Annotated in this window: 20 protein-coding genes; 6 read left to right on the top strand and 14 right to left on the bottom strand. The window is 39.9% G+C overall.

From position 1 onward, the window contains the following. Positions 1–115: 115 nt before the first annotated feature. From EEJ45_RS13835 to EEJ45_RS13805, 7 genes are all read right to left on the bottom strand, one after another. The gene (locus tag EEJ45_RS13835) at positions 116–331 is read right to left on the bottom strand and encodes a spore germination protein (protein WP_124565398.1); all 216 of its coding nucleotides are present in this window, start codon (positions 329–331) and stop codon (positions 116–118) included. A 32-nt stretch (positions 332–363) separates the two neighbouring features. Beyond that, positions 364–759: a spore germination protein GerPE gene (locus EEJ45_RS13830; protein WP_124565397.1), complete on the bottom strand. Its 396-nt coding sequence runs from the start codon at positions 757–759 to the stop codon at positions 364–366. A gap of 2 nt (positions 760–761) precedes the next feature. Then, positions 762–959, bottom strand: a complete 198-nt coding sequence (locus tag EEJ45_RS13825; RefSeq protein WP_124565396.1) for a spore gernimation protein GerPD — start codon at positions 957–959, stop codon at positions 762–764. 3 nt (positions 960–962) lie between these two features. After that, positions 963–1571, bottom strand: coding sequence for a spore germination protein GerPC (gene gerPC, locus EEJ45_RS13820; protein ID WP_124565395.1), 609 nt, complete (start codon positions 1569–1571; stop codon positions 963–965). Between the two features lie 23 nt (positions 1572–1594). Continuing rightward, positions 1595–1810, bottom strand: a complete 216-nt coding sequence (locus tag EEJ45_RS13815; RefSeq protein ID WP_124565394.1) for a spore germination protein GerPB — start codon at positions 1808–1810, stop codon at positions 1595–1597. 12 nt (positions 1811–1822) lie between these two features. Beyond that, positions 1823–2044 (bottom strand): spore germination protein, encoded by a 222-nt coding sequence (locus EEJ45_RS13810; protein ID WP_124565393.1) that lies wholly within the window; start codon positions 2042–2044, stop codon positions 1823–1825. Between the two features lie 96 nt (positions 2045–2140). After that, positions 2141–2323 carry an aspartyl-phosphate phosphatase Spo0E family protein gene (locus EEJ45_RS13805; RefSeq protein WP_124565392.1) on the bottom strand — a complete coding sequence of 61 codons (183 nt, stop codon included), beginning with the start codon at positions 2321–2323 and terminating at the stop codon, positions 2141–2143. A gap of 297 nt (positions 2324–2620) precedes the next feature. Between EEJ45_RS13805 and EEJ45_RS13800 the strand changes: the two genes are divergently transcribed. Together EEJ45_RS13800 and EEJ45_RS13795 are read left to right on the top strand one after the other, a co-directional pair. After that, positions 2621–3505: a fumarylacetoacetate hydrolase family protein gene (locus tag EEJ45_RS13800; protein ID WP_124565405.1), complete on the top strand. Its 885-nt coding sequence runs from the start codon at positions 2621–2623 to the stop codon at positions 3503–3505. Between the two features lie 296 nt (positions 3506–3801). Next, positions 3802–4161: a YisL family protein gene (locus tag EEJ45_RS13795; protein WP_124565391.1), complete on the top strand. Its 360-nt coding sequence runs from the start codon at positions 3802–3804 to the stop codon at positions 4159–4161. Positions 4162–4191: 30 nt separating this feature from the next. Here the strand turns inward: EEJ45_RS13795 and EEJ45_RS13790 are convergent, their stop codons facing one another. Beyond that, the gene (locus tag EEJ45_RS13790) at positions 4192–4743 is read right to left on the bottom strand and encodes a DUF2777 family protein (protein ID WP_124565390.1); all 552 of its coding nucleotides are present in this window, start codon (positions 4741–4743) and stop codon (positions 4192–4194) included. Between the two features lie 130 nt (positions 4744–4873). Here EEJ45_RS13790 and asnB point away from each other — a divergent pair, with 130 nt between their 5' ends. The 4 genes from asnB to EEJ45_RS13770 all read left to right on the top strand — a co-directional run bounded on the left by asnB (position 4874) and on the right by EEJ45_RS13770 (position 10772). Further along, on the top strand, positions 4874–6718 hold the full coding sequence (gene asnB, locus EEJ45_RS13785) for an asparagine synthase (glutamine-hydrolyzing) (RefSeq protein ID WP_124565389.1): 1845 nt from the start codon (positions 4874–4876) through the stop codon (positions 6716–6718). 268 nt (positions 6719–6986) lie between these two features. Further along, on the top strand, positions 6987–8477 hold the full coding sequence (locus tag EEJ45_RS13780) for a phytoene desaturase family protein (RefSeq protein ID WP_124565388.1): 1491 nt from the start codon (positions 6987–6989) through the stop codon (positions 8475–8477). Further along, positions 8474–9940: a phytoene desaturase family protein gene (locus EEJ45_RS13775; protein WP_124565387.1), complete on the top strand. Its 1467-nt coding sequence runs from the start codon at positions 8474–8476 to the stop codon at positions 9938–9940. The genes EEJ45_RS13780 and EEJ45_RS13775 overlap by 4 nt, the downstream gene beginning before the upstream one ends. Then, a complete protein-coding gene (locus EEJ45_RS13770; RefSeq protein ID WP_187695360.1) occupies positions 9915–10772 on the top strand; it encodes a phytoene/squalene synthase family protein in 858 nt (285 codons plus the stop codon). The genes EEJ45_RS13775 and EEJ45_RS13770 overlap by 26 nt, the downstream gene beginning before the upstream one ends. Positions 10773–10916: 144 nt before the next feature. Here the strand turns inward: EEJ45_RS13770 and EEJ45_RS13765 are convergent, their stop codons facing one another. The 6 genes from EEJ45_RS13765 to EEJ45_RS13740 form a co-directional block, all read right to left on the bottom strand. After that, positions 10917–12386: a phytoene desaturase family protein gene (locus EEJ45_RS13765; protein WP_124565386.1), complete on the bottom strand. Its 1470-nt coding sequence runs from the start codon at positions 12384–12386 to the stop codon at positions 10917–10919. Continuing rightward, positions 12383–13468, bottom strand: coding sequence for a glycosyltransferase family 2 protein (locus tag EEJ45_RS13760; RefSeq protein ID WP_124565385.1), 1086 nt, complete (start codon positions 13466–13468; stop codon positions 12383–12385). Before EEJ45_RS13760 ends, EEJ45_RS13765 begins: the two co-directional genes overlap by 4 nt. Then, positions 13465–14148 (bottom strand): lysophospholipid acyltransferase family protein, encoded by a 684-nt coding sequence (locus EEJ45_RS13755; protein ID WP_124565384.1) that lies wholly within the window; start codon positions 14146–14148, stop codon positions 13465–13467. The genes EEJ45_RS13760 and EEJ45_RS13755 overlap by 4 nt, the downstream gene beginning before the upstream one ends. After that, on the bottom strand, positions 14145–14885 hold the full coding sequence (locus tag EEJ45_RS13750; RefSeq protein ID WP_124565383.1) for a carotenoid biosynthesis protein: 741 nt from the start codon (positions 14883–14885) through the stop codon (positions 14145–14147). The genes EEJ45_RS13755 and EEJ45_RS13750 overlap by 4 nt, the downstream gene beginning before the upstream one ends. Positions 14886–15069: 184 nt before the next feature. Next, complete coding sequence (locus EEJ45_RS13745; RefSeq protein ID WP_124565382.1) at positions 15070–15435, bottom strand: P-II family nitrogen regulator; 366 nt, start codon at positions 15433–15435, stop codon at positions 15070–15072. Positions 15436–15449: 14 nt separating this feature from the next. Next, complete coding sequence (locus EEJ45_RS13740) at positions 15450–16673, bottom strand: ammonium transporter (RefSeq protein WP_124565403.1); 1224 nt, start codon at positions 16671–16673, stop codon at positions 15450–15452. Between the last annotated feature and the right edge of the window lie 159 nt (positions 16674–16832).

Genomic DNA, 16832 nt, shown 5'->3' with positions numbered 1-16832 from the left:
CCAGCTCCGCCGGTTAGGTGCTGCCAGCCGAGAACCTCCGCCCATAAAGGCAGAAAGCGCCTTTTTGGTCGGAGAACCTCTGCTTCTGCACCTGAACAAACCGTCTCCGCTTTTCTTATGCAGTGGCTGTTTGGTTTTGGTCTGCTACGTCAGGGTCAAATGTGTTGGTGGCACTAATGCCGTTAAATGTGTTGACAACAAATCCGACGTTTGAGGCACCTGAACCGTTAAAAGCTTTTGTATTCTCTTTGGGAGAAACGTTGTAGAAATCGCCTAAATTGAATGAACCGTTGCTGTTTTGGACCACAACGTTACCTACTAAGGATGGCATAGTTTCACCTGCCGTAAATGTATTTTGTTCTACTATATGCTGTCTTTTTCAGAAGGTGAGCTTTCCGCATATTTTCGAATCTGCACGATGCGCGAGTTAGCAAATCCATAATCTAAAGACCCAATATGCAAGCATGATGAATTTAGCATATTTCTTTGAAAAATCGAATCGACATGAATAAATGGACAGGCGTTGATAACATGCATACGTGCTTCTTTTACGCGTAAAGGAATCGTAATGTCTGTATCACGAAAAATAATGTAGGATGAAAAGGGAGGATCTTTTACAATGAATTCTCCTTTTTCGTCTTGCACTGCAATTGCTCGGGTCCTGGTTTCTATGGTATTCGTATCGCCAATTTGAATAACACTGCTAATACCCATAGTAAGGACGGTTACATCTTGCACAACAGAAAATCGTCTAAACATGGTTATGCTGGTGTGGACGGAACATCAAGGACAGAAGGAACAAACGGTCCTTGAGCCAATGATTCCGGCGGTGTATCTAGAATAGATGACAATATGAGAAAATCGATATCTCCTACCACAAATAAACCAGACGAAGAAACGCCTCCACTATGAATATTCCCTACTTTTATTTCATGATTCACAACGGTGTATTGTAGCATGCTTTACTCCTTTCTCATATGAGGGGGGATATGCTGAATAAATGCCATGAAGGCTTTGTCAATATCTTGCTTCATATTGTGAATAATGATATCTTTCATGTATTCGGGATTAGATGTAATCTCTGGATAAGGTTGAACTTGCGATAAGTAATAAGGCAGACGGTGCTCCATTTGCTTGCGGATGTCATCAATCATCATATTGCGATACGTATCATCTAAGGGCACACGCTCATCTGCTTCAAATTGAAGAATACGATGATATGCCTCTTGGTCTAAATAACGATTCATTTGTTGAATAATATCTTGATAAAAATCCGGATTCACTTCAGTTTCCGGGTTTACTTTGAGGGTCTCAGTCGCAACATCAAAATCTTCAATAGCCCCTCCTCCATATGGATTCAGACCGATATTTAATGTCCCGTTTAAATTTTCAACTTTTAATTGATCGAACTTATATTCGACTTTCCCTACAGTGGTAGGGGGGGTTCTTTTGATATTATCCAATTCAGCTTGAATGGCGTGTAGTTCTCTCTCCAATTCTTCTAGTTTTTGTTGTTGTGACTGTATAGTATATTGCAACTGTTGTACCACTTGAAACCACTCTTGATTCATAGCAAACCCTCCTGAAATACACCCTAGCTATTTCCGGTAGGCTCATCTGAAGGAACAATTGAAACGATTTGTCCTGGCTCCTTCAGAGGGCGCGCCGGTTCTAAAAACTCTCCTGTATTGGAAAATTTAGATAGAGATTTGATAGTTCCGGCACTACCGATTTGAAAAACAGAAGAAGTCGTAACACTGCCAACACGCAAGTTGTTGATAATAATACTTTGGTGCACATATACATTCAAATTCATCCCTCCTTAATTGGTGAAGGCTATCGGTTGATCAATGTTGTCATTGTCCGATACGTTTGTTGTACTTTGATAATTGTAAACAGAAACGGACTCACCGACATTGAACGAGCCTGCTCCTGCGAAGGTTTTTGAGTAGCTGATAGGGCGGATGGCAAATACGTCACCGATATGAAATACGCCACTCGAGCCAAGGTTGACAATATTTACACTTCCGACAATTGCAGGCATAATAAAAAACACCTTTCATTTGCAAGATTCTTATAACTATTGTATGGACGTTTGCCCAAAAATGTGTATAAATTTTGCAAAAAGAAAAAGACGCACTCATTTGAGTGTGTCTATAATGATATTTTTTTTGGTGTTGCTATTGAGTTGCAGAACAAGAACAATGTTTAGTAGCTTGTCTAATTCCTGACTACAGGAAACAGTTTTCTTTGCCGTCAGTCCGTAACGTCCTGCTAAATATTCCATTTGTTCACGCTTCTTTTCAATCACTTGTTCAAACATTGACTCAACTCCACTCCTTTTCTTCATATCAGAGTGCTTTCAACACCAACTTTCCTTTTAATTAATAGTATACAATTTTTTCCCAAAACATAAACGGTTTCGATAAAAGAAGATAGTCTTCTACAAAATTTGCGACCAACAAGGCATGTGGTAGTCTCCTAGTATAAGTGGTGCAAGGACGAGTATGTTATGTTACAAGCTTTCTTAGATTTCAGCAAATTTTGACGAAATAAGGAGGAATTTTATAAAGGAGTGCGAATTTGTACTTGTGAAGCTGTGACATGGAGTGTGAAAACAATGCGATTCGTAACGGCAAAAAAAGAAGAAAAAGTATTCGTCGGAATAGTAATGGGAGATAGTGTTTTGCATTTACGTGAAGTACAAAAAGTCATGACAGGTAAAGTCACGCTACCTATTACAATGATTGAATGTATTGAAGCAGGGGACGTATTTTTAAAACAGGCAGAGGAAATCGTAGCGTGGGCACAAGAAAAAGAAATGCCAGGTTGCTATGCTATAGAAGATGTGCATTTAATGGCACCTATTCCACGGCCACGAAAAAACATAATTTGTGTAGGGAAAAATTATAGTGATCATGCGGCTGAAATGGGAGCGGCGCCACCAGAGCATGTTATATTTTTTACAAAAGCTCCCACTACTGTCGTGGGGCAGTATGAGTATGTTCATAGTTACTCGCATTTGACTGAGGAGTTAGATTACGAGGGAGAACTGGCTATTATCATAGGGAAAAAGGGAAAGAGCATTGCAGCAGCAGATGCGCTTTCCTATGTATTTGGTTATACAATTGTGAATGATATTACTGCTCGTGATGTTCAAAGTCGCCACAAACAGTTTTTTTTAGGTAAGAGCTTTGACACGTTTTGCCCGATGGGACCTGTACTGGTGCATCAATCTGCTTTAGCTGGACAGGATTTACACATAGAAACAAAAGTGAATGGTGAGCTCAGACAATCTGCAAGCACTGCAGAAATGTTATTTTCAATTCCGCAAATTATTGCAACCCTTAGTCAAGGGATGACACTTGAGCCAGGTGATATTATTGCAACGGGAACGCCGGCTGGTGTGGGAAAAGGATTTCACCCACCTCGTTTCTTGAAAGCGGGAGATATCATAGAAGTAACAGTAGAAGGCATTGGTACACTACAAAATACAGTAAAATAATACTGTATATAATTATTTGTTAAATGGTTTATGTTCTTATTCGGAACACATCCTTTGCAAGCCTTGACGGTAGCGCTACTCTCTTTCATATAGATTGTTAGGAAAATGGAATAGGTTAGGCCTCGCAGGCGGGTAGACTTGAGATGGCTCTCTGACCGCGTCCACACATCGCTCATTCTTCTTTCCCATCCAAAAAAAGAATGTCGTTTTTTCTAGCTGTAATTGTATATAGGGTTTTTTCTCTTTCTCTAGCATGATATGATAGGAACGATGTAAAAAATAGAGGGGGAATAAACATGACTCATATGCATATTACGGCATGGGCACTTGGAATTATTTTATTTCTAGTTACGTATGCAATGTATCGCAGTGGAAACGGGAAGGCAAGAATATGGCACATGCTTTCTCGTTTGTTGTATGTACTTATTGTAGCAACGGGGTTAATTCTATACACTGGCTTCGACTTGAAGGGTGCATATGCAATGTGGTACGGCATTAAAATGCTGCTTGGTATTCTTGTAATCGGTAGCATGGAGATGGTTCTTGTCCGTACCAAAAAACAAAAAAGTACAGCCGGTACTTGGATTTTGTTTGTAATTACATTGGCAATCGTATTATATCTAGGTTTTAAATTGCCGGTTTTACCTTTCTCTTAAGGGAAAAACGCCTCATTCTTGAGGCGTTTTTTATATTGTCATAGTAAGAGTCATACCATTGGCTTTAGTTAACAAAAATATATCCTTTTGTTCTGTTCCGCTTCGTATGTACTGGTGCTGTAAAGCGCATACCATTTCACTGTTGTCATATATGATAAAGTTGACACCTTCGCGCGGACCTGGACCCACTTGGAAAAATAAAGAGTTGTGACAGTAAATGCTGTCATATAGAGAGTACTCCCATTTAGCAAGCGCTTCTGCAAACATTTCTAAAGCATTGTCTCGCAATTCTTGTAACCATTCATTATAGACGTATTGCAACTTTTTACGAACACGAATCATTTCGCCATCTTGTAAGGGATGAATTTGATTTTCAATCTTTACAAGATGCTCTTCATAAAAGCGAGCAGGTAACCAGTGATTATGATATAAGATTTCAAAATCGTCATGTACGACTTCGGCGAGCGCAAAAGCCTCATCTGTTTCTTCATCAAAAAATACCCATTCTTCATTGATATATTCTACATTACCGACTTTGTGTGCACGCGGTTGATTATACATAATATGATAGCGATTTTTCATATTTGTACTCCTTTCTACAGCTTTCCTCCCTGTTATAGACAATTGCTAAAGCCTTTAAACCAGGCACCTAAACAGAGTTTTAGGCATACAATGAGACCATATTGCAAGTTTAAAGGAAAGGATGATGGATATGTGCGGCATTACAGGGTGGATTGATTACGGCCGTTCGTTATTATCCGAGAAGGAAGCTGTTGCGGGAATGACTCATACGCTTTCAAAGCGCGGGCCGGATGACACAAATGTATGGACAACGCAACATGCGGCATTTGGCCATAAACGTCTTGCTGTTGTAGATTTAGAAGGCGGGAAACAGCCAATGACACGACAAAAAGAACAGGAGTACACCATTTGTTATAATGGCGAGCTATATAATACAGAAGACTTACGAGAAGAGCTTTTAAAAAGAGGTTATACGTTTAAAGGGCATTCTGATACTGAAGTCTTGTTAACTGCGTATATGGAATGGGAAGAAAACTGCTTAGTGCATTTAAATGGGATTTTTGCATTTGCTGTATGGGATGCAAAAAAGGAAAAACTTTTTATTGGGCGTGACCGTTTAGGTGTAAAGCCTTTATTTTATAAGGAAGATCCTAAAAGACTTTTATTCGGATCGGAGCTCAAAGCTATTTTGGCACATCCGGATGTAAAAGCAGAGGTAACGTATGAGGGGTTATCGGAGGTACTGGGATTGGGACCATCACGTTCCCCTGGGCATGGGATATTTCATGGTATAAAGGAATTGCGCCCCGGGCATGCACTCATATTTTCTAAAGACGGTTTGAAAGTATGGAGATATTGGAATGTTCAAAGTACTACTCACGTAGACAGCTTCGATGACACAGTGGCGAAGGTTCGTTTTTTGCTAGAAGATGCGATTACACGTCAGCTTGTTTCTGATGTTCCATTATGTACGTTTTTATCCGGCGGTGTTGACTCCAGTGCCATTACAGCCTTTGCCGCTCGCGCATATGAGCAAGAGGGAAAGAACTCTCTTCATACGTATTCTATTGATTACGAAGACAATGAAAAGTATTTTAAATCCAACACGTTTCAACCGAACTCAGACGGCCCTTGGATTGAGCTGATGAGTAAAACATTTGCAACCAATCATCATCGTTGTGTGATTACAAATGAAGATTTAGCGAAGCATTTAACAGAAGCCGTGATTGTACGTGATCTCCCAGGCATGGCTGATGTGGATTCTTCATTACTATGGTTTTGCCGTGAAATTAAAAAGGATTTTGTTGTAAGTTTATCGGGAGAATGTGCGGACGAGATTTTTGGAGGCTATCCATGGTTTCATAGAGAAGAAGACTTACAGTCCGGCAGTTTTCCATGGATGCGTTCCACACAAGCGCGTGAGAACTTGCTTAGAGACGAGTGGAAGCAAAAATTACGTTTGCGTGAGTACGTGCAGCGTCGCTATGAAGAGACGGTTGAGGAAACACCTGCTTTGGAAGGAGAAACACCACTAGAAGCAAAGCGACGTCAATTATTTTATTTGAACATGGTTTGGTTTATGACAACGCTGCTTGATCGAAAGGATCGTATGAGCATGGGGGCAAGCCTTGAGGTTCGTGTTCCATTTGCTGACCATCGCCTGGTTGAGTATGCTTGGAATATTCCATGGGACATGAAAATGTACAATAATCGTGAAAAAGGTTTACTTCGGAAAGCACTTGAAGGTGTGTTACCAGAGGATGTTCTATATCGTAAGAAAAGTCCGTACCCAAAAACACATAATCCTCATTATACAAAAGCAGTTACAGCGTGGTTGACAGAGCTTCTTGCTGATAAATCCTCTGTTTTGCATGAGTTCTTCAAGCGTGAACAACTGGATAATTTAATTGCAACAGGCGGAAATGCATTTACAGTGCCTTGGTTTGGGCAGCTTATGACAGGTCCGCAGTTGCTTGCTCACTTAGCGCAGATGCATGTATGGTTTGAGTATTACAATATATCTATTAAAGAGTAGACAGCCCATAAGGCTGTCTTTTTCTGTGTATAGGAATATATGGTATGCCTAACATAGCTAGGACATATTTTGGTAAGAGGGACAGGGTATGTTTTATTTGAGTTGTCATTATACGTAATATATAATGTTTGTATAAATTATGTACATGTAAAGACAAAGTGTGATTTGATAGAAATGTAAGTCGTGTGAACGGTTTAGGATAAAAAGAAACAACTAAAAGCTGCACAAATTTAAATATAGAGACTTCAATATAACGGAGGAATATAACGTGAAAAAAATTGCTGTAATTGGAGCAGGGCCCGGAGGATTGGCAGCTTCTATGCTACTTGCCGCAAAAGGGTACGATGTAGAAGTGTTCGAAAAGCAGCCATATATAGGAGGACGTAATGGTTCTTTTCAATTGGGCGACTATACATTTGATATTGGACCAACTTTTTTAAGTATGCCACAACTTGTAGAAGAGCTATTTGCACTCGTTCGTAGAAATGTAGACGATTATTTGGATTTAAAAGAATTAAAGGATATGTACGAACTAATATTTGATGATAAAAAGTTGATAATGACCCGTGATGAGAATGTAATGCGGGCTCGCATTGCAAAGGAGTTTCCAGGCAATGAGCGCGGCTATGAACAGTTTATGAGAGAAAATAAAATGAAGCTCGATAAAATGACACCGATTCTGCAAAATCCAATGGATAGAATGCGAGATTACTTAAGTTTACGTGTGTTAAAGGCACTGCCACATTTATCTTTGTCCAAAAGCTTGTATGATGTACTTTCCTCTTACTTTACAGATGAACGCTTGAAACTCGCGTTTACGTTTCAATCTAAGTACTTAGGAATGTCTCCGTGGGAATGTCCGGGTGCTTTCTCCATTCTATCTTATATGGAACATGCGCATGGTATTGTTCATCCGATTGGCGGACTCAATCAGTTGCCAAAAGCAATGGCGAAAATTACGGAGGAATATGGAGGGCGCATTCATCTTGGTAAGGGTGTCAAGGAGTTGCTTTTGGAAGGAAAAAAAGTAACAGGTGTCCTGCTTGAAACAGGGGAAACAGTTTTTGCTGATGAAGTAATTATAAATGCAGATTTTGCGCATGCAATGACAAAGCTCGTAAAGCCTGGTGTGCTGAAAAAATATAGTAAGGAAAAGCTAGAGAAAAAGAAGTATTCTTGTTCTACATTTATGATGTATGTAGGGGTTAAAAAGCGCTATGACCTGCCACATCATACGATTATATTTGCAAGTGACTACAAAAAAAATGTAGAAGAGATTACAAAAACACAATTGCTTTCTAAAGACCCTTCCATTTATGTGCAAAACGCATGCATAACGGATCCGACCCTTGCCCCAGAAGGAAAATCGGCTCTGTACATTTTAGCGCCGGTGCCTAATAATATGAGCGGCATTAATTGGGAGGAGAACAAGCGAGCGTTTCGAAACGTTATTTTGAAAACCTTGGCAGAAAAAACGGGATTTACTGATATTGAAGAACATATTGAGGTAGAACGCATTCTTACACCACAGCAATGGGAGCAAGACTTGTTTGTATATGAGGGGGCGACTTTCAACTTGGGACACCAACTTACACAAATGATGTATTTACGCCCACACAACCGCTTTGAAGAGCTCGATAACTGCTGGCTTGTAGGCGGTGGTACGCATCCAGGCAGTGGTTTACCAACCATTTTGGAATCGGCTAAGATTACATCGCGCCTTATTGAGGAAACGACAGGAAAGGTGGTTTCTGTATGAAGCGCATTGGTATTGTAGGAGGAGGTATAGGCGCATTAACAGCTGCGCTTATTCTCACAAAGCAAGGAAAATCCGTTGAGATTTTTGAAAAAAGTCACAAGTTAGGTGGTCGACTCTCATTTGTCGAACGAGATGGTTATCGAATTGATGAAGGTCCCACAATTGTGTTGCTTCCAAATATGATTCGAGAGATTTTAGAGGAAGCGGGTATTTCTTCGTCTCAATACGAACTCATTCCATGTGATCCACTGTACACGCTTTTTTATCGTGATGGTACGACGTATACAAAGTACCGGGATATAGAAAAGCAATTACAGGAGCTAGAGCGTGTGTTTCCAGAGGATAAAGATGGATTTTTGCGGTTTCTAAACGATATGAGAATGCGTTTTATTATCGGAAAGCCCGCATTTTTAGAGCGATCATTTGTACAAAAGCGTAGCTTTTTTACTTATGAAAATATGAAAACGTTAGTGAAACTAAAAGCGTATCAAAATACAAAAAAGATGATGGAAAGCTACTTCCAGAATGAAAAACTTCAAGAAGCCTATTCCTTACAAACGCTTTATATTGGTGGAAATCCCGCTGCTACGCCAGCGATTTATAGTCTTGTATCATTCAGTGAACATGAGTATGGTATTTGGTATGTAAAAGGAGGCTATGCCAGCCTTGTACAGACACTAAAAGAAGAGCTAAAGAAACGTGATGTGAATATTCATTACGGGGTGGAAGTCACAGGTATTCGTGTAGAACAGAATACAGCAACTGGAATTGAGGTCAACGCAAGCTATTATCCCTTTGATGCAGTTTTAGTAAATGGTGATTATCCGACGATGCTTCCGCTTCTTGGTAAAGAAGCGCAGATGAAGAATTATACACCATCTTCAGGCTGTGTGTTGCTATATTTTGGTTTAAATAAGAAATATGACAGTCAAATTCATCAATTTTTCTTAAGTGATGATATGGATTTGCATATGAAGCAGGTCTTCCAAACCAAAGAAGTACCTGAGGACCCATCATTTTACACATTTTACCCTTCAGCTATTGATGACTCATTAGCGCCGGCGGGAAAAAGCGTTTTATATACCTTGGTACCTGTTCCTTCCGGTGATATTGATTGGAGTAAGGAAGAAGTTTTTGTAGAAGACATTATTACTAGAATGGAAGAGAACGGATTTCCGAGCTTGCGTAAACATATAGAATGGATGCATGTGAAAACACCAAATGATGCAGAGCGAGAAGGGTTGTTTGCAGGAGGAAGTTTTGGAATTGCACCGATTTTATTTCAATCTGGCGCGTTTCGTCCGCAAGTAAAGCCGCTGGACATTGCAAACTTATATGCCGTCGGTGCCTCCATTCACCCTGGTGGTGGAATTCCAATTGTGATGCAGGGAGCAAAATTAGCAGCAGATGCGATATTAAACAAAGGAGTGGAGCAAATTGATTTCATTAGAAAAGGCGTATAATGAATGCCAGCAGGTTATTATGAAAAATTCCCAAACGTTTTATAAAGCATTTTCGTTCCTGCCGCGCGAAAAACGTAATGCGGTATGGGCCGTATATACATTTTGCCGCCGTGTGGATGATATCGTAGATGAAGGAAGCAATGTACTGGTAGAGCTAACAAAATTTGAAGAAACGTTTAGGCGTTTTCTACAAGGACATATTGACCGTACAGATTTTCTTTGGGTGGCACTTGAGGATGTGTTTGAACGCTTTCGTATGGAAGTAAAACCATTTTGGGAGATGATTGAAGGGCAGCGCATGGACCTTATTCAGATGGAATATAAAACATATGATGAATTGCTACATTATAGCTACCATGTCGCTAGCACGGTTGGGTTAATGCTTCTTCCAATTTTGGCACCGAAGAATGCTAATGAATTAAAAGAAGGTGGCATTGCGCTTGGATTAGCGATGCAAATCACAAATATTTTACGAGATATTGCGGAAGATTTCGAGCGCGGTCGTATTTACCTACCGGCTGAGGTAATGCACACATATCAGTATACAAAAGAGGATTTATCTAGAGGTATAGTAAATGAAGCGTTCATTGCCATGTGGGAAGACCTGGCAAAGCGCGCAGAATTGTTGTATGAAACAGCGTTTAGTACCATGCATCTGTATCCATTAGCCTCACGCTTGCCGGTAGAAGGCGCTGCCCGTTTATACCGTGCGATCTTATTTGAAATCAGAAAACAAAATTATCGTGTGTTTGATGCAAAGCATTATGTATCTGATGAACATAAGCAGGAGATTATGCATTTGTTAAAAAGTAAAGTGAAGGAAGTTATTTAATTGAACGGGGAGCGTAGCAACTATTAATACCTAAGAAACGCCCCTGTCGAGTGAGACCATTTACACTAGCAGCGTGTCCTAACACTCTAGGGTTTATATAACGGAAACTTATATACACGAAAGATAAGAACAAAAAACCCTGTATTACAGGGTTTTTTGTTGTTTTACAATCTCGCGTGCCACATTCATGCCGCTGATGGTAACCATAGGAGAACCGCCTCCAGGATGGGTTGTACCACCGACGAAATAAAGGTTATGAATGTCTTTTGATTGATTGAAAGGACGTAAAAAGGCATTTTGTCTTTTGTTGGCAGAGATACCATATAAAGCTCCTTTATACGCACTGAAGGTTTCTTCAATATCAGTAGGCGTAATAATACGTTCGTTTATAAGATGAGAACGTATTGATAGCCCTTTTTGTTCTAGTATATTGTAAATATGTTCTTTGTACTCCTTAGCAGGTGGATGGTTTTCTTTATTTTCTGTAGACGGTGCGTTAACTAAGATAAAGAAGTTATCACCTTCAGGTGAAACATCAGGATCTGTATGCGAAGAGTTACAAATATAAATTGTCGGATCAGAGGCATATTGTTTATTCATAAACAATTGCGCAAACTCTTGTTTATAGTCGGAAGAGAAAAACACATTGTGATGTAATAAATTTTTATGTCGCGTATTCAGCCCTGCTAAAATAACAAATGCAGAAATAGAGGGCTCATACGTAGCGACTTTTTTATTAGAAAAGCTTGGGCGCTCCTGCTCCGCGACAAGTGACGGATATGCCTGTAATAAGTCGGCATTCATAATAACAACATCGGCATCTATATGTTCGCCGTTTGCAACAACGCCTTTTACTTGTTTATTTTCGGTAAGAATCGATGTTACTTCTGTCGCGGTGTGTAGCTTAATGCCTAGTTTTTGTGCTACTTTAACGAAGGCTTCTGCAATTTTGGTATTGCCACCTTTTACATAATACACGCCTTGTGTAAGCTCTAGGTGTGCAATCATCGCAAACGTAGCAGGTGCCGCATACGGCGACGATCCAATATAGGTGGCGTAGCGATTAAAAGCCTGCAAGATATTTGGATGATGAAAATACATGCGGAAAAAGTGATCTAATGATTGCAGAGGACGAACCTGCAGTAAGGCCTTTGTTAAAGATGGTGATAAATAATCGCGCCACGATGTGAATGTCCGCGGCAAAAAGTGCACAGCAGAAAGCTCATACAATCGCTCTATTTCGGTTAAAAATGCTTCATAGCGAGCATTTGGATCAAGTTTGGAAAATTGATTAACCATGATGCCTTTATTTCCAGATAAGTCAAAGATAGTACCGTCTGAGAAAAAGTTTCGCGTGTGTGTATCTAATTTTATATATTGAAAGTAATCCGTAGCTTTTTCGCCAGTTTGTTCGATGACCTCCTGAAAAATATGGGGCATTGTAATTGTATTCGGACCAAAATCAAAATAATGACTCCCAAGCTGAACCGGCATAAGCTTGCCACCGAAGTGGTTATTTTTTTCGAGTACGGTCACATCATAACCGTTGTTTCCTAGGGTAATTGCGGCAGACAATCCTCCCAGTCCGCCGCCGATAATGACTGCACGTTTCATAAATAAGTTCGTCCTTTCCACTCATAGCGTTTCTTTCGAAGTGAAAGACTCATTGAATAAAACATCAATATAATTAATGTAAGTAAAGCGAACGGTTGCAGAAGACTTACATATGCTTTTTGCTGTGTGTTTTTATCAATATATAGTCGTTGTAATAATAAAAAGAGAGAGGGCATATAGATGCCTTTTACTAATAAAATGAAAGGGAAGATGTAAAATATCGTATAAAACAAAGATAGAAACAGAACAAGGGGAACAGATCTTCCCAGTCCAACAAAAATATTTTTTGTAAATCCTGCCCACGTAGCTTGGTTTGAATCATACATAAAACAGGAAACGTATGATGTAATATTTGCTAGTATGACTCGAAAGCCAGCTTCTTTCATTTTCCTAGCAATATGCACATCCTCCACGAGAGAAGATTGAACCGAGCGATGACCGCCGATGTGCAGATAGGCATCTCTCTCAAATAGCATAAATGCACCGTGAGCAGCTGTTGTGTCTGCTCGTAAGGTATAATTGGCAAAAACAATTGGCAAATGAAAGTAAATAATAAAATGCTGCAATGGAACAAGCAGCTTACTAAGCAATGTTTCTACTGGAAAAGCAGGGAACCCTGTAAGTAGTTTTGCTTTATGCTGATCCATTAAAGATAACGATGCTTCTAATGTATCTGGTGTGAGCCTAGCATCAGCATCTAGAAACAGAAAGTAATCTCCTTGGGCCACTTCGCTTAATTGATGGCAGGCATGAACCTTTCCTACCCAACGTTCAGGGAGTGTGCGTCCTTGCAGAATACGGAAGCGACTATCACCTTGCGTATATTGCTGCAGCAGCTCCCATGTTTGGTCTGTAGATTTGTCATTAATAATGATACATTCAAAGTTTGGATAGGAGAGAGATTGGATGGATAATAACAAATCTCTCACATTTTGTTCTTCGTTTCGCATCGGAACCAAGATAGACACAAGTGGTGTTCTATTCAATGACCCATTTCGTAAACGAGGTAAAAACCTAGCGTTTATAAGAGTCCATACTAAAAAAAGTAAACTTGTAAGGGTAAAAAAGGAGGTTAAGCTCATTCCGGCCACCTCCACTTTTCAAGCGGTATAAACGAATCATACGCTTCTGAGACAACGAGTTTTTTTAGTTCGTCTAACTGCTTTGTACATATTTGTTCTATTTCCACTGCTTTCTCTGCCCGAGTTGTACCAATTATATTTGAATAGATGAGAGGCTCGCCTAACGAAATATATAATTCTGGCTTTTGGTGATGTCCAAACGAATAATAATAACAAATTGGTACAATAGGTGCATGGGGTTGCTTTTCTGCAATATACAGGAAGCCTGACATAAATCCAAGTGGACGTGTTTCTAAGTGCCGCTCATCGCCTTGCGGAAACATCCAGACATTGTCACCTTCTGAAAGACAAGAGGCTCCGTATTGAAGAGATCGGAGAATGTCTTTTGGATTATCCCGATTAATAGAAAATGCTCCTAAGTAGCGAAAATACGGATAGCGCTTCATGCCACTTTCATGCATCATAAAGTATCCGCTTTTTCCGAACAGTAGTCGGTCCAAATAAAAAGATACAAGTCCATCCCACCACGAACTATGATTGAGAATAAACAAGGCGTGGGAAGGAGGGCTTTTTAAGGAATGTTTTGAAATAGAGATAGAATGAAAGTGTTTTGTTAGTAAACGGCGAGTAATACTCTGAAAGATAGACTGAAACCATGGCTGCTTCGCCGCGGGAATCATACGCTCACGCTCCGTTTCTTATAGTAATGGAACAAAATTAGGGCGCTGCCAATAAGTGTAACAAAAACAGCGAGGTATAGCTTCGCTAATAAAGCGAGTAATAAGAACATAGAAATAATCAATACATATACAAGTATAATGCGTTTTGCCCATGTATGGTTTTGCTTAGGTTTTTGATAGAATAAAAGAAAGATATGCAAAGCAGCTGCAACAAAAAACCATCCGAAAAAGTTTTGAGTTGGAATGTCGTAATAAGGACCGCTTTCTTGCCAAACCCAGTACGATTTCACAACGTACGCAACAGGATCAATAATAAGATCCATCACAACAGCAATGAGTCCACCATATATAACCGAAAGTACAGTCGGAAGTTGAAAGGTTTGTAAAAATGCATGTGATGAACTCATTACGAGTAGCCAAGCAAAGCCGATTGTAATTGGGACATCAAACAGTTTAATGCCAAAATCTGCATTATAAATATATTTACCAAAAATCCAGCCGTATGTCGTTCCAAGGTATTCACTGGTCATGGAAACAACAAATACAACCATGGAAATAAACAATCCGTGTTTATTTCCGTAGCATTTACAAAAATAAATGACACCAAGCGTGCCGGCAGTTATTAAAAAGACGGTATTTGCCCACTCAAGCCAAGGTGGTAATATATTAAAGCTTAGTAGAATAACGCCGCAAGCATACCATACTAAGAAAAAACGAAATAATGTATTTTCCCACATATTTAAATCACCCATTTTATTATAAATGCATTTATAGGTTTTTTTCAAATTTTGTATAGGTTTTTTATATGAAAGAACAATAAAATAAACAAGCTTATTCGATATATACGCTAAAAAGCGAGCCCTTATGAATAGAGGACTCGCTTTGATGAAATTAACTCTCTTTATTTTACTTCTTTATTTATCAAGCTTCATCATTTTGAAGAGCTTGACAGCCTTCTTCCCCAGTGCGAATTTTTATTGCGTTTGCAATCTCATAGATAAAGATTTTTCCATCGCCGGGCTTCCCGGTTTTTAGGACGCGCTTGGCGGTATCCACAACGTCCTGTACTGGAACCTTGCATACAACGATTTCAATTTTAATGCGCTCATGCATGCTGATTTGACGTGTTACACCACGATACACCTCGGTAAAGCCCTTCTGTAGACCGCAACCAAGTACATTGGAAACAGTAATGCCACTTACTCCAATTTTAGCAAGCTCTTGCTTAAATTCCTCAAACTTCGTTGGGCGTGTAATAATCTCAATTTTTGTCAACTTTTCGTTCATCTCGTCACCCTCTTTTATAAGCTTTCGTGATATGCTTTTTCACCGTGTAAGGCGATATCTAGACCGAGTGCTTCTTCTTCTTCGTTTGCGCGAACGGACATAAAGAGGCTGATTCCTTTGATAATTAAGAAGGTAGCAACAGCAGCGAAGACATAGGTAGCACCGATTGCAATTGCTTGCTTTCCAAGAAGGGCAGCATTTCCGTAAAACAAACCGTTTGCCCCAGCTTCATTTACGCTTGTTGTTGCAAATAGACCCGTAGCAATGCCGCCCCACGTACCGCCGACGCCATGGCAACCAAATGCATCTAGAGCATCGTCATAGCCGAGTTTTCTCTTCATATAAAAGACTGCAAAGTAGCAAATGGCACCGCCTAGTAAACCTATAATAATAGAAGAAAGTGGTGTAACAAATCCGCATGCCGGTGTAATTGCGACAAGACCGGATACAGCACCGCTCACTGCGCCGAGTACGGTAGGCTTCTTAGTGAAAATCCATTCGCAGACAACCCAACCGATTGCTGCCATTGCTGCGGCTGTGTTTGTATTGATGAAAGCAGTTATAGCCACTTCATTTAAAGTTAAAGCACTTCCGACGTTAAAGCCAAACCACCCAAACCATAATAATCCTGCACCGAGTACGGTAAAAGGCAAATGATGAGGTGCGGAAGAGTGTGCATCTTTGCGCTTGCCTAAATAGATAGCAAGAACAAGGCCGGATACGCCGGATGTGATATGAACGACGTTGCCGCCTGCAAAATCAAGAGCACCGAGTTCTCTTAACCATCCTCCAACACCCCATACCCAGTGTGCCACTGGATCGTAGACGAGTGTGGTCCATGCTAAGATGAAAACGACAAATGCGGAAAACTTCATGCGTTCTGCAAATGCACCGGAAATGAGTGCTGGTGTTAAAATGGCAAACATCAGTTGAAACATCATAAACAGATTATGAGGCAAGGTTGCACTGTAATCCTCGTTCGGTGTAAATGTCACATCTTTTAACAAAGCCCAATCTAAATTGCCGATAAATCCGTTCCAATCAGGTCCAAAAGAAAGGGAGTAGCCGATTAAAATCCATTGTATAGATACAATTGCCATGGCTGTGTAGCTATGCATTGTCGTGCTAAGAACATTTTTACTTTTTACCATCCCGCCATAAAATAATGCCAATCCCGGTGTCATTAACATAACCATAACTGTAGCTAAAAAGAGAAACACCGTATCGCCCATATTAATACCATCCATTTGAAAATCCCCCGTTTCTGTTAGATTTATACTCACATACAAAGTCACTGGCACCTCTTGTGTTAGTTTTTCTAACACTATATGTTATATTTAGTATCATATTCAAATGGATTTGAGTTTGCAAGATAAAATTATCAATTAATTTTGAAA

The organism is Ectobacillus antri (assembly GCF_003852715.1).
Taxonomy (GTDB): domain Bacteria; phylum Bacillota; class Bacilli; order Bacillales; family Bacillaceae_G; genus Ectobacillus; species Ectobacillus antri.
Note: the sequence above shows the minus strand (reverse complement) of the source record. Positions and strands in the feature narration are given on the sequence as shown.

Bases quoted from the DNA above. Each gene is read 5' to 3' on its own strand.
- EEJ45_RS13790 (WP_124565390.1), bottom strand. From the start codon at position 4,743: ATGAAAAATCGCTATCATATTATGTATAATCAACCGCGTGCACACAAA.
- EEJ45_RS13805 (WP_124565392.1), bottom strand. From the start codon at position 2,323: ATGTTTGAACAAGTGATTGAAAAGAAGCGTGAACAAATGGAATATTTA.
- EEJ45_RS13830 (WP_124565397.1), bottom strand. From the start codon at position 759: ATGTTTAGACGATTTTCTGTTGTGCAAGATGTAACCGTCCTTACTATG.
- EEJ45_RS13835 (WP_124565398.1), bottom strand. From the start codon at position 331: ATGCCATCCTTAGTAGGTAACGTTGTGGTCCAAAACAGCAACGGTTCA.
- EEJ45_RS13765 (WP_124565386.1), bottom strand. From the start codon at position 12,386: ATGAAACGTGCAGTCATTATCGGCGGCGGACTGGGAGGATTGTCTGCC.
- EEJ45_RS13745 (WP_124565382.1), bottom strand. From the start codon at position 15,435: ATGAACGAAAAGTTGACAAAAATTGAGATTATTACACGCCCAACGAAG.
- EEJ45_RS13775 (WP_124565387.1), top strand. From the start codon at position 8,474: ATGAAGCGCATTGGTATTGTAGGAGGAGGTATAGGCGCATTAACAGCT.
- EEJ45_RS13825 (WP_124565396.1), bottom strand. From the start codon at position 959: ATGCTACAATACACCGTTGTGAATCATGAAATAAAAGTAGGGAATATT.
- EEJ45_RS13795 (WP_124565391.1), top strand. From the start codon at position 3,802: ATGACTCATATGCATATTACGGCATGGGCACTTGGAATTATTTTATTT.
- asnB (WP_124565389.1), top strand. From the start codon at position 4,874: ATGTGCGGCATTACAGGGTGGATTGATTACGGCCGTTCGTTATTATCC.
- gerPC (WP_124565395.1), bottom strand. From the start codon at position 1,571: ATGAATCAAGAGTGGTTTCAAGTGGTACAACAGTTGCAATATACTATA.
- EEJ45_RS13760 (WP_124565385.1), bottom strand. From the start codon at position 13,468: ATGAGCTTAACCTCCTTTTTTACCCTTACAAGTTTACTTTTTTTAGTA.
- EEJ45_RS13800 (WP_124565405.1), top strand. From the start codon at position 2,621: ATGCGATTCGTAACGGCAAAAAAAGAAGAAAAAGTATTCGTCGGAATA.
- EEJ45_RS13755 (WP_124565384.1), bottom strand. From the start codon at position 14,148: ATGATTCCCGCGGCGAAGCAGCCATGGTTTCAGTCTATCTTTCAGAGT.
- EEJ45_RS13810 (WP_124565393.1), bottom strand. From the start codon at position 2,044: ATGCCTGCAATTGTCGGAAGTGTAAATATTGTCAACCTTGGCTCGAGT.
- EEJ45_RS13750 (WP_124565383.1), bottom strand. From the start codon at position 14,885: ATGTGGGAAAATACATTATTTCGTTTTTTCTTAGTATGGTATGCTTGC.